Source organism: Streptomyces sp. NPDC059477, from assembly GCF_042749375.1.
GTDB lineage: Bacteria > Actinomycetota > Actinomycetes > Streptomycetales > Streptomycetaceae > Streptomyces.
On sequence record NZ_JBHYUG010000041.1, the window covers coordinates 3,141 to 15,723 of the forward strand.

General features: G+C 70.7%; 10 protein-coding genes. All 10 read left to right on the top strand.

What is annotated here, in order from left to right; genetic code table 11:
• Positions 1-446 precede the first annotated feature (446 nt).
• The 10 genes from ACFXAZ_RS21150 (at position 447) to ACFXAZ_RS21195 (ending at position 12,418) form a co-directional block, all read left to right on the top strand.
• Complete coding sequence (locus tag ACFXAZ_RS21150; protein ID WP_384593261.1) at positions 447-1,514, top strand: glucose-1-phosphate thymidylyltransferase; 1,068 nt, start codon at positions 447-449, stop codon at positions 1,512-1,514.
• Entirely contained in the window at positions 1,511-2,560 is a 1,050-nt protein-coding gene (rfbB, locus tag ACFXAZ_RS21155; RefSeq protein WP_384593264.1) for a dTDP-glucose 4,6-dehydratase, read from the top strand. The genes ACFXAZ_RS21150 and rfbB overlap by 4 nt, the downstream gene beginning before the upstream one ends.
• Entirely contained in the window at positions 2,557-3,492 is a 936-nt protein-coding gene (gene rfbD, locus ACFXAZ_RS21160; RefSeq protein WP_384593267.1) for a dTDP-4-dehydrorhamnose reductase, read from the top strand. Before rfbB ends, rfbD begins: the two co-directional genes overlap by 4 nt.
• Positions 3,489-5,486 (top strand): glycosyltransferase family 2 protein, encoded by a 1,998-nt coding sequence (locus tag ACFXAZ_RS21165; protein WP_384593270.1) that lies wholly within the window; start codon positions 3,489-3,491, stop codon positions 5,484-5,486. The genes rfbD and ACFXAZ_RS21165 overlap by 4 nt, the downstream gene beginning before the upstream one ends.
• 638 nt (positions 5,487-6,124) lie before the next feature.
• Positions 6,125-6,721 carry a dTDP-4-dehydrorhamnose 3,5-epimerase gene (gene rfbC, locus ACFXAZ_RS21170; RefSeq protein ID WP_384593273.1) on the top strand — a complete coding sequence of 199 codons (597 nt, stop codon included), beginning with the start codon at positions 6,125-6,127 and terminating at the stop codon, positions 6,719-6,721.
• A 329-nt stretch (positions 6,722-7,050) separates the two neighbouring features.
• Complete coding sequence (gene rplU / locus ACFXAZ_RS21175) at positions 7,051-7,371, top strand: 50S ribosomal protein L21 (RefSeq protein ID WP_382688925.1); 321 nt, start codon at positions 7,051-7,053, stop codon at positions 7,369-7,371.
• 14 nt (positions 7,372-7,385) lie between these two features.
• Positions 7,386-7,640, top strand: coding sequence for a 50S ribosomal protein L27 (gene rpmA, locus ACFXAZ_RS21180; RefSeq protein WP_361946790.1), 255 nt, complete (start codon positions 7,386-7,388; stop codon positions 7,638-7,640).
• Positions 7,641-7,784: 144 nt separating this feature from the next.
• Positions 7,785-9,221, top strand: coding sequence for a GTPase ObgE (gene obgE / locus ACFXAZ_RS21185; protein WP_384593278.1), 1,437 nt, complete (start codon positions 7,785-7,787; stop codon positions 9,219-9,221).
• A 303-nt stretch (positions 9,222-9,524) separates the two neighbouring features.
• Positions 9,525-11,084, top strand: a complete 1,560-nt coding sequence (locus tag ACFXAZ_RS21190) for an alkaline phosphatase D family protein (RefSeq protein ID WP_384593280.1) — start codon at positions 9,525-9,527, stop codon at positions 11,082-11,084.
• Positions 11,085-11,188: 104 nt separating this feature from the next.
• The gene (locus tag ACFXAZ_RS21195; protein ID WP_384593284.1) at positions 11,189-12,418 is read left to right on the top strand and encodes a hypothetical protein; all 1,230 of its coding nucleotides are present in this window, start codon (positions 11,189-11,191) and stop codon (positions 12,416-12,418) included.
• Positions 12,419-12,583: the final 165 nt, after the last annotated feature.

Below are 12,583 nucleotides of genomic sequence, written 5' to 3' on the forward strand. Positions count from 1 at the left end.
AGCAGCGGGTGTCTTGGGGGCCGCCCACCCCGGCGCAGTGTCCCCGCCCATCCCCCCGCGGCCCCGGCGAGTGGGCGGCCCGTCGGGGGCACACCGGGCGGGCCGTTCGCGTACCCCGGGCCGCACCCGCCGTGATCCTCGCCCCGGTTCATCACGCGGTTCACCACGCGGTTCACCACGCGGTTCACCACGCGGATCGCACCGGGATCACTATCCGGTTCACCACTTGGTTCCCACTTGGATCGTTATCCGGATCACTATCCGCGGCTATCTGGATCACTATCCCGATCGCTGTCCGCAACCTGTGAATGACAGGCGAATCCATGAAGGAGTGACATGGTTATGATGTGGGAACAGACAGTCGGTTAATTAAGGGGAAACGGGGACTTCTGGTCTGCGATTTTCCCGCGACCAATGGGGTTTCCTGTGGTGGTAGGGGTGTGTTCGTGAAGGCTCTCGTGCTCTCCGGGGGAGCGGGCACCCGACTCCGCCCGATCACCCACACCTCGGCCAAGCAACTGGTGCCGGTGGCCAACAAGCCCGTGCTCTTCTACGGCCTTGAGGCGATCGCGGACGCCGGGATCACCGAGGTGGGGATCGTCGTCGGCGACACCGCCGAGGAGATCAGCGAAGCGGTGGGCGACGGCTCCCGGTTCGGCGTCGAGGTCACCTACATCCCGCAGGACGCCCCGCTGGGCCTCGCCCACGCCGTGCTGATCGCCCAGGACTTCCTCGCCGACGACGACTTCGTCATGTACCTCGGCGACAACTTCATCGTGGGCGGCATCACCGCCCTGGTGGACGAGTTCCGCGACGACCGTCCCGACGCGCAGATCCTGCTGACCAAGGTCCCCAACCCCACCGCCTTCGGCGTCGCGGAACTCGACACCGAGGGGCAGGTGGTGGCCCTGGAGGAGAAGCCGCGGCAGCCCAAGAGCGATCTCGCCCTCGTCGGCGTGTATTTGTTCACCCCGGCGATACACGAGGCCGTGCGGGCCATCAAGCCGTCCTGGCGCGGCGAACTGGAGATCACCCACGCCATCCAGTGGCTGATAGACGCCGAGCGCACGGTCCGCTCCACCACCATCTCCGGGTACTGGAAGGACACCGGCAATGTCACCGACATGCTGGAGGTCAACCGCTCGGTCCTGGAAAGCGTGCAGCCGCTCAACGACGGCACGGTCGACGCGGCCAGCGAGATCATCGGCCGGGTGCGCATCGAGGCCGGGGCGAAGGTCAGCGGCAGCCGGATCGTGGGCCCCGCGATCATCGGCGCCGACTCGGTGGTCCGCGACGCCTATATCGGCCCCTTCACCTCGATCTCCGAGGACTGCCGGATCGAGGACAGCGAAATCGAGTACTCCATCGTGCTGCGCGGCTCGTCGGTGACCGGCGTCCGCCGGGTGGAGGCCTCGCTCATCGGGCGCGACGTCGAGGTCACGCCCGCTCCCCGCCACCCGTCGGCCCACCGGCTCGTGCTCGGTGATCACAGCAAGGTGCAGATCTCTTCATGACACCTCCCGCGACGACACCTCCCGCGACGACACCTCCCGCGGTGATACCCCCGGTCTCCCGCCCGACCCGCGTCCTGGTCACCGGTGGCGCCGGTTTCATCGGCTCGCACTACGTCCGTACCCTGCTGGGCCCCGACGGCCCCGGCGATGTCGAGATCACCGTGCTCGACAAGCTGACCTACGCGGGCAACCCGGCCAACCTGGACGCGGTGCGCGAGCACCCCGGCTTCGCCTTCGTGCAGGGCGACATCTGCGACCCCGAGCTGGTCGGCAAGCTGATGGACGGGCACGACCAGGTGGTGCACTTCGCGGCCGAGTCGCACGTGGACCGCTCGATCGACGGCGGCGCCGAATTCGTCCGTACCAATGTGGTCGGCACCCACACCCTGATCGACGCAGCCCACCGGACGGGCATCGAGACCTTCGTGCACATCTCCACCGACGAGGTGTACGGCTCGATCGACGAGGGCTCCTGGCCGGAGACCCACCCGCTGGAGCCCAACTCGCCGTATTCCTCCGCCAAGGCGTCCAGCGACCTGATCGCGCTGTCCTACCACCGCACCCACGGCCTGGACGTCCGCGTCACCCGCTGCTCCAACAACTACGGCCACCACCACTTCCCCGAGAAGGTCATCCCGCTCTTCGTGACCAACCTCCTCGACGGCAAGAAGGTCCCGCTGTACGGCGACGGCGGCAACGTCCGTGACTGGCTGCACATCGACGACCACGTCCAGGGCATCGAGCTGGTCCGCACCAAGGGCCGCGCGGGCGAGGTCTACAACATCGGCGGCGGCACCGAGCTGTCCAACCGGCAGCTGACCGAACTGCTCCTCACCGCGTGCGGCGCCGACTGGGACACCAGCGTCGAGTACGTCGAGGACCGCAAGGGCCATGACCGCCGCTACTCCGTCGACTGCGCCAAGATCCGCGCGGAACTGGGCTACACACCGAGGAAGAGCTTCGCGGACGGCCTCGCGGAGACGGTCCGGTGGTACCGCGAGAACCGCTCCTGGTGGGAGCCGCTGAAGGAGCGGGCCGCGCTGTGAGCGAGAACCGTCCCTGGCTGGTCACCGGAGCCGGCGGCATGCTGGGCCAGGATGTCCTGGCCAGGCTGACCGCCGAGGGCGAATCCGCCATCGCCCTGGACCGCGCCGCGCTCGACCTCACCGACCCGGACGCCGTGCTGCGCGCTCTTCGGGCCCACCGCCCGGCCGTCGTCGTCAACTGCGCCGCCTTCACCGCCGTGGACGACGCCGAGACCCGCGAGTCCGACGCCCTGCGCGTCAACGGCGACGGCCCCGCCCACCTGGCCGCCGCCTGCGCCGCCACCGGCGCCTTCCTGCTCCACCTCTCCACCGACTACGTCTTCGCGGGCGACGCGACCACCCCGTACCCCGAGGACGCTCCCACCGCCCCGCGCAGCGCCTACGGCCGCACCAAACTCGCGGGCGAGCGGGCGGTCCTGAAAACCCTCCCCGAGCACGGCTATGTGATCCGCACGGCCTGGCTGTACGGCGCGGGCGGCCCCAACTTCGTCCGTACGATGATCCGCCTGGCCGGTGAGCGCGACACCGTCGACGTGGTGGACGACCAGCGCGGCCAGCCCACCTGGAGCGCCGACCTGGCCGCTCTGCTGCACACCCTGGGCCGCGGCGCCCTGGCCGGTACCGCCCCCGCCGGGATCTACCACGGCACCAGCTCCGGCGAGACCACCTGGTACGGCTTCACCCGGGAGATCTTCCGGCTGCTCGGCACCGACCCCGGCCGGGTCCGCCCCACCACCAGCGAGGCGTTCGTACGCCCCGCGCCCCGGCCCGCGTACAGCGTGCTCGGCCATGACCGCTTCCGCACGGCCGGTGTCCCGCCGCTGCGCGACTGGCGCGCGGCGCTCGCCGAGGCGTTCCCGGACATCCACGACCACCGTGCGACCCAGCAGATCCAGCCGAACCGGGTCCAGACGAAGGAGAATCCGGCGTGACGGTCAAGGTCAGTGTCGTCATCGCGGTCTACAACCCCGGTAAATACATCGAGGACTGCGTCAACGGCCTGCTGCGGCAGAGCCTGACCCCGGACGAGTTCGAGGTCTTCTTCGTCAACGACGGCTCCACCGACGACACCCCGGCCCGCCTCGATCGACTGGCCGCCGAGCACCCGCACTTCCACGTCATCCACCAGGAGTCCTCCGGCTGGTCCGGCCGCCCCCGCAACACCGGCACGGACGCGGCCCGCGGCGAGTACGTGATGTTCGCCGACCACGACGACTGGCTCGGCGACGAGGCCCTTGAGCGGATGTACGACTACGGCACGGCCCACGACGCCGATGTCGTCATCGGCAAGATGGCCGGCATCGGGCGCCCGGTCCCGCAGGAGCTGTTCCGCGTCAACCGGCCCCGGGCCACCGTGGAGAACGCGCCGCTGATCGACAGCCTCACCCCGCACAAGATGTTCCGCCGGGAGTTCCTGGCCGAGCACGGCATGCGGTTCAAGGAGGGCAGGCGGCGGCTGGAGGACCATGTCTTCGTCGCCGAGGCCTATTTGCGGGCCAAGAGCGTCGCCGTCCTCAGCGACTACGTCTGCTACTACCACATCACCCGCGACGACGGCTCCAACGCGGGCTTCCAGCGCTTCGACCCGGCGGGCTACTTCGGCAACCTCCGCGAGGCCCTCGACGTGGTCGAGAACCTCACCGAGCCGGGCCCGCTGCGCGACAAGCTCTACAGCCGCTGGCTGCGCAACGAGATGGTCGAGCGGCTGCGCGGCGACCGCCTGCTGAAGCTGCCCGAGGACTACGCCGAGGAGCTGTACCGCGAGATCCGCGCGGTGATCACCGAGCGCTTCGGCCCCGGTGTCCTCGCCCGCGTCGCCCCCACCCAGCGCGTGGTGGCGGCCCTGGTGGCGGCCGACCGCTACGCCGATGTCCGCGCCCTCGCCGAGTGGGAGGCCGGCATCCGCCCCACCGGCCGGCTGACCTCCCTGACCTGGGAGAACGGCTCGCTGAACATCGGTTTCAGCGCCGAGTACGAGGTCGTCGGCGCCCCGATGACGTACGGCCGCGACGGCGAGCGCGACCTGCTCGGGCTGCCGCTGTCCGAGGCCGCCCGCGAGGCGCTGGCGGAGCAGGGCGTCGATCTGACGGCGCCGGTGGACCGCAGTGACGTCGACCTGGTGGTCCGGCACCGCGAGGAGGCCACCCAGTACTACCTCCCGCTGCGCAGCGAGCGGCACCGGATCGACGCCGGGGACGAAGGCTCGTTCCGGCAGCGGATCACCGCGCGTGCCGTGCTGGACCCGGAGACCGCCGCCGCGGGCGGGCCGCTCGCCAAGGGCATCTGGGATCTGCACCTGCGCATCAAGTCCTGCGGCTGGAGCAAGGAGACCCGGCTCGGCGCCGTGCGCGACGACGTGGAGACGGGACGGCTGCCCGCGCTCACCGGCGTGCCGCGCCGGCTGGTGCTGCCGTACTGGACCGACGGGCCGGGCAATCTCTCCCTCGACGTCGACCAGCACACCGGCAAGCTGGAGCGCGAGGCCGTGGCGCTGCTGGACCCGGTGGCCGGTGAGATCGACGGCGACACCGTCCGCCTCCCGCTGCCGCTGCATCTGGCGGCCCCGGACGGGGACCCGGTGCGGCTGCGCTTCGAGCGCAAGAACGTGGGCAAGCACCCGGCCGACGCGGTCACCGACGGCCGTACGGTGAGTGCCGTACTGCCGCTGGCACGGCTCACCGGCATGCGCTGGGCGGTCCGGGTCGGCATACCCTCCGCCGCGCGTGGCGAGCCCCGCTGGACCCGGCTCCCGGTCGACGTGGTCGTCGACGCCGGGGGCCGCGCCCGCGTGATCGACCGGCACACCCCGTCGAACAAGCCGGGCTCCGCCTCCGCGTCCCAGAAGAAGCGGCCCGCCCGGCCGCTGTGGCGCCGGGTGGCGGGCCGCGTCAAGCGCGCGGTGACAGGCGGACGGCCCACACGCTGAGGCGGGCGGGAGAGCGCCGGTCGCCGACCTCTGACCGACGGGTGGGAGGGCGGCGCCCGGCGATTCCTGGCCGGGGGACCGCGCGAGCGCTGGGCCGGGCGGGATGGCCGGGCATGCCGGCCTTCGACCGGTGGGTGGCGCGAGCAGGTGGCCTGGTCGGGAGGGTGGTGCACGGTGATTGTTGGCCGGTGGGTGGCGCGAGCGCTGGGCCGGGCGGGATGGCCGGGCACGTCCGCCCTTGACCGGTGGGTGGCGCGAGCGCTGACCTGGAGGGGAGGGCGGTGCACGGTGATTCCCGACCGGCGCACTGCGCAAGCGCTGAGCCCCGGCGAGATAGCCGCGCACGCTGACCCGTGACCGGCAAGCAGCGCAAGCGCTGAGCCGGATGGACGGGCGGCGCACTCCGACCCCTGACCGGCGGGACGCGCAAACGCTGAGCCGGACGGGAGCGCGGGTGCCCCGCCCACCCCGACCGGTAGGCGCACGCTCACCCAGACCGGTAGGCGCACGCCCATCCCGACCAGCGGGCGCACGCCCACCCTGACCGGCAGGCGGCGCCTCCACCGATCCGGCAGGCGGCGCCCCCGCTGAGCGGCGTACACGACAGACCGAGCAAGCAGACGACCCGAGGACCCCCGATGCGACCTCTTTCCCTTTCCGGCTCCTGGGTGTACGAGCCGAAGGTCTTCCCCGATGGCCGGGGCAGCTTCCACGAGTGGTTCAAGGCACCCCTGTTCACCGAGGCGGCCGGTCACCCGCTCACCCTCGCCCAGGCGAACATGTCCGTCTCCAGCCGGGGCACCCTGCGCGGTGTGCACTTCGCGGACGTGCCGCCGGGGCAGGCCAAGTACGTCAAGTGCGTGCGCGGCGCGGTGCTCGACGTGATCGTGGACATCCGCACCGGCTCGCCCACCTTCGGCGCGTCGGAGGCGGTCCGCCTGGACGACCTGGACCACCACGCCGTCTATCTCTCCGAGGGCCTCGGCCACGCCTTCATGGCCCTCACCGACGACGCCACCGTGGTCTATCTCTGCTCCGAGGGCTACGCCCCCGAGCGCGAGCACGGCATCCACCCGCTCGACCCGGCCCTCGGCATCGACTGGCCCGCGGACGTGACGCCGCTGCTGTCGGAGAAGGACCGCGGGGCCCCGACCCTGGCCGAGGCCCGTGAGCGGGGCCTGCTGCCGTCGTACGAGGCGTGTGTGGCGTACCGGGCGGGCCTGGGTCCCTCCTGACCAGCACGGGAGCCGGGGTCCGGCCCTGGGGCCGAGCCGGGGCCAAGGCCCTGAGCCGAGCGTGGGCGAAGACTCTCAGCCGAGCGGAGCCCGCCGCCCCGAGCCGGGAGGAGGCCGGCCCCGACGGCCCGGTTTGACCAGCCCTGAGGCTCCCCGTAACCTTGACCGTCGGTGTGTCCCTGGATATGGACGCGCCACATCCCCGTAAACCTCTTCCTCCGGAAGCCGGACGTCACGGTTGTTCTGCGTCAGGTGTCCAGAGAGGCCGCTCGTATCCCGGGCGGCTGGACTTCGGGGGTGCCGGTCCCGAACGAGAGAGTGAGATCCGCGTGTACGCCATCGTGCGCAGCGGTGGCCGCCAGCACAAGGTTGCTGTCGGCGACACCGTCGAGGTTGACAAGATTCCCACCGCCAAGGTTGGCGACACGGTAGAGCTCTCTACCCTGCTCGTTGTCGACGGCGAGGCCGTGACCAGCGACCCGTGGGTGCTGGCCGGCATCAAGGTCCAGGCCGAGGTCGTGGACCACCACAAGGGCCAGAAGATCGACATTCTGCGCTACAAGAACAAGACCGGTTACCGCCGTCGGCAGGGCCACCGCCAGCAGTACACGGCGATCAAGGTGACCGAGATCCCCGCGGCTGCGAAGTAAGGGACTGAGGAGACATGGCACACAAGAAGGGCGCATCGTCCACCCGGAACGGTCGCGACTCCAATGCCCAGCGGCTCGGCGTGAAGCGCTTCGGCGGTCAGGTCGTCAACGCGGGTGAGATCCTGGTCCGTCAGCGCGGCACCCACTTCCACCCGGGCTCCGGCGTCGGCCGTGGCGGCGACGACACGCTGTTCGCGCTCCAGCCCGGTGCGGTGGAGTTCGGTACCCACCGTGGGCGCAAGGTCGTGAACATCGTTCCGGTCGGCTGACCCGAGCGAGTCGACCGAAGCTCTCCACAGCTTTCGCGAGGCGGACCTCACTTCCCGGGCGGGAAGGCGGGTCCGCCTTTCGCGTGTTGACCCGGGTACCACCCGCATTTTCCGCATGACCGTACTTTCTGGAGGCACTGAACCATGACCACCTTCGTGGACCGCGTCGAACTGCATGTCGCCGCGGGTAGCGGAGGCCACGGCTGTGCCTCCGTTCACCGGGAGAAGTTCAAGCCGCTCGGCGGCCCGGACGGCGGCAACGGAGGGCGCGGCGGCGATGTGATCCTCATCGTCGACCAGTCCGTCACCACGTTGCTCGACTACCACCACTCCCCGCACCGCAAGGCCACCAACGGCAAACCCGGCGAGGGCGGCAACCGCTCCGGCAAGGACGGCCAGGACCTGGTCCTGCCCGTCCCGGACGGCACCGTCGTGCTGGACAGGGCGGGCAATGTCGTCGCCGACCTGGTCGGGCACGGCACGTCCTTCGTCGCCGCCCAGGGCGGCCGGGGCGGGCTCGGCAACGCGGCCCTGGCCTCCGCCCGCCGCAAGGCACCCGGCTTCGCGCTGCTCGGCGAGCCCGGCGATCTGCACGATGTGGTGCTGGAGCTGAAGACCGTCGCCGATGTGGCGCTGGTCGGCTACCCGAGCGCCGGGAAGTCCTCGCTGATCTCCGTGCTCAGCGCGGCCAAGCCCAAGATCGCCGACTACCCCTTCACCACCCTGGTCCCGAACCTGGGTGTGGTGACCGCCGGTACCACCGTCTACACCATCGCCGACGTACCCGGGCTGATCCCGGGCGCCAGCCAGGGCAAGGGGCTGGGCCTGGAGTTCCTGCGCCATGTGGAGCGGTGCAGTGTGCTGGTGCATGTGCTGGACACCGCGACCCTGGAGTCCGACCGCGACCCCCTCTCCGACCTCGACATCATCGAGGAGGAGCTGCGGCAGTACGGCGGGCTCGGCGACCGGCCTCGGATGGTCGTCCTCAACAAGATCGACGTCCCGGACGGCAAGGATCTCGCCGAGATGGTCCGCCCCGACCTGGAGGCGCGCGGCTACCGCGTCTTCGCGGTGTCGGCCGTGGCCCACATGGGGCTCAAGGAGCTGTCGTACGCGCTGGCCGAGGTGGTGGCGAAGGCGCGCGCCGACCGGCCGCAGGAGGAGGCGACCCGGATCGTCATCCGGCCCAAGGCGGTGGACGACACCGGGTTCACGGTGGTCCGCGAGGACGAGGGCCTGTTCCGGGTGCGCGGCGAGAAGCCCGAGCGCTGGGTGCGGCAGACCGACTTCAGCAACGACGAGGCCGTCGGCTATCTCGCCGACCGGCTGGGCCGCCTCGGTGTCGAGCAGGAGCTGATGAAGGCGGGCGCCCGCGGGGGCGACGGCGTGGCCATCGGGCCCGAGGACAACGCGGTCGTCTTCGACTGGGAGCCGACCGTCATGGCCGGTGCGGAGATGCTGGGCCGGCGCGGCGAGGACCACCGGATGGAGGCGCTGCGCCCGGCGGTCCAGCGGCGCCGCGAGCGCGAGGCCGAGCGGGACGAGATCCAGCGAGAGTTCGAGGGCTTCGAGCCGTTCTAGCCGTTCTAGCCGACGATCGCTTTCTCTTCTGCGGCGGTTCTGACTCATGTTCTACGGCGGTCCTGACTGATGGTGAGTCAGGGCCGCCGTAGGCTGTCCGACTGTGCCTGCACCACATCCGGCCCACACCCGGACAACCCCTCCGTCTCATTGCCTTAACGAACCATTCGCTTGCTGTGGGGTGTCTTCCCGGCGTCCCCTCACTTGTCATGCCCGCGCATCATCCTGTTCAGCGGACCGACCGCCCCGGCAGGGAGCTTCCGAAGTGACCAAAAGGCCACATGGGCAAGGGGAGTTCCAGCGATGACCGACGCCACCGGACCGACAGCGCCCGACCGACGCCGCTTTCTGACCGCTTCCGCCGCCGTCATGGGCGCCGCCGCGTCCGCCCAGCTCTGGCTGCCGTCCGCCGCGAGAGCCGCCGAAACCCCGCTGCCCGCCGGGGTGTTCAGCCTCGGCATCGCCTCCGGCGACCCCCTGCCCGACGGCGTGGTGCTCTGGACCCGCCTCGCCCCGGACCCGCTGAACGGCGGCGGCATGCCCGACCGCACGGTGGCCGTGGAGTGGGAGATCGCCGAGGACGAACGATTCGGCAAGGGCGTCCGCCGGGGCGTGGCCCAGGCCCGGCCCGAGTACGGGCACAGCGTTCACGTGGATGTACGAGGACTGCGCGCCGGCCGCGCCTACTGGTACCGCTTCCGGGTGAGCGGACAGCTCTCGCCCACCGGCCGGACCCGCACCGCACCGGCCCGCACCAGCTCCGGCGGCAGCCTCCGGGTCGCGCTGGCCTCCTGCCAGAACTGGCAGCACGGGTACTTCACCCCGTACGCCGACATGCTCGACCAGGACCCGGACGTCGTGCTGTTCGTGGGTGACTACATCTACGAGTCCACCCCGTCGGCGACCGCTGTGCGCCGGCACGAGGGGACCGGGGAGCCGTACAGCCTCGTCCAGTACCGCAACCGGTACGCCCAGTACCGCAGTGACCCGGATCTCGCGGCGATGCACGCGGGCGCGCCCTTCGTCGTCACCTTCGACGACCACGAGGTCGACAACGACTTCGCCGGGGAGATCCCACAGGACCCCGACAAGCAGGCGCCCGACGCGTTCGTGTCCCGGCTCACCGCCGCCTACCAGGCGTACTACGAGCACATGCCGGTGCGCGCGACCGCCGTCCCGAACGGGCCGCACATCCGGATGTACCGCCGGCTGGAGTTCGGTCGGCTGGCCCGGCTGAATGTGCTGGACACCCGGCAGTACCGCAGCGACCAGGCCACCACCCAGGACGGCGCGAAGAACCCGGCGCTCACCATGCTCGGCGCCGCGCAGAAGGAGTGGCTGCTCAGCGGGTTGCGTGACTCGCCCGCCCGCTGGAACCTGGTCGCCTCGCAGATCATGATGGCCGAGACCGATCTGCTGATCGGTGAGGGCAAGCAGTGGTTCTACGACGCGTGGGACGGCTACCAGGCCGAACGCGATCTGTTCATGCGGGAGTTCCAGCGCACCGGCAACCCGGTGGTGCTCACCGGCGACCGCCATCTGACGATGGTCAGCGACCTCAAGGAGGACTACGCGCGGCCCGACTCGGCGGTCGTCGGCGCCGAGTTCGTCGGTACGTCGATCTCCGCCAACGGCGACCAGGACCAGGCCGCCTTCCGCAAGGAGTGGGACCCGCGCACGCCGGACAACCCGCACTGGAAGCTGCTCGACGCCCATCGCGGCTACCACCTCTTCGACATCCGCCGCGACGGCATCGACGCGCAGGTGAGGGTCGTCGACACGGTGCTGAGGCCGACCGCCGCGCCGAGCACGCTGGCCCGGCTGCGGGTGGACGCGGGACGGCCCGGCGTACGGGTGGTCTGAGCGCAGGCGAGCACGCCGAGCACGCTGAGAGCGTCCCGGGACTTATCGTCGTCCCAGGGTGCTCTCAGCCCGCTCTCAGTCAGTCCGTTTACCGTCCGTTCACCATGGAGACGGATTGTCAGACCCCCCATCAGATCCCCGGGCAAAGTCCCGATCGGCCCCCCGGCCCGCCCCCCGCCCTCCCCGGCGGCACCCGGCTGCTGCACATCGGCCCGCACAAAACCGGGACCACCGCCCTCCAGGGCGCGCTGTTCGCCGCCAAGCACGCCCTGCCGCCGCACGGCGTGGTCTTCCCGGCGCAGGGCAGGCACCCCATGGAAGCGGCCCTCGCCGCCGTCGCCCGTCCGGCGATGATGGGCGACGCCGTGCCCTCGGGGCGGCAGTGGACCCGGCTGCTCGCCCAGGTGCGGGCCGCCAAAGCGCAGACCTCGGTGCTCAGCAGCGAGTTCTTCGCCGACGCGGCCGACGACGACACCGTCCGGCGGATCGTCGAGCAGCTCGGCGGTGAGCGGGTGCACGTCCTGGTCACCCTGCGCCCGCTGGCCCGGATCCTGCCCTCGCAGTGGCAGCAGTACGTGCAGAACGGGCTGCGGATGGGGTACGAGGACTGGCTGGAGCACATGCTGCGCAAGCCGCCGTACGACAAACCCAACCCCAGCTTCTGGAAGCGGCACCGGCACGACGAGCTGGTGGCGCGGTGGGCGCGGGCGGTCGGGCCGGAGCGGGTGAGCGTCGTCGTGGTCGACGACCGGGACCGGGACGGGCTGCTGCGGACCGTCGAGGCGCTGCTCGGGCTGCCGGAGCACCTGCTCCGGCCCGTCCCGGACACGGCGAATCGTTCCCTCACCCTCGCTGAGACCGAAATGCTGCGGAAGCTCAATGTGGAATTCCGGGGCAATGGCCTTCCCGAGGAGCTGTATTCCCGGCTGGTCCGGCACGGCGCGGTCATGCAGATGAAGAACGCGTGCAGCCCGACCGCCGAGGACGCCCGGATCGTCACCCCGGACTGGGCGGTGCGCAGGGCGGGGGAGATCGCCGCCGAGATGACCGGGAAGATCGCGGACGCGGGCGTACGGATCATCGGTGACCCGGCGATCCTGTCCGCGGTACCGGATCGGGCGCCCGCCGCCGAGCCCGGTGAGCCGGTCCCGGCGACGGCCAGGATCGCGCCTGAAGTCGCAGCTCAGGCACTGTATGGGGCGCTGGCCGCGGCGGCCTGCGCGCCCGTGCGCCACAGCAATTCGGCAAAGACGCGCACCCTGCACCAGACCACGTCCAAGGAGCTGGTGAAGGTGATCGGGCGGCGGGCGCTGAAGCGGATGCGGCGGTACTGAACCGCCCGCATGTCACACATCGTCATCCTGTGGCCTGTGGAGTAACTCACAGCAATTCTGGTCCCTGAAGTGGCCTTACAGGGAACTTTTCGTCCATCGCCAGCGTCAAAAGGTGAATGAGAGGTTGCGTGCGCATATGCGGCGGAGGTCACTCACCTTGCATCG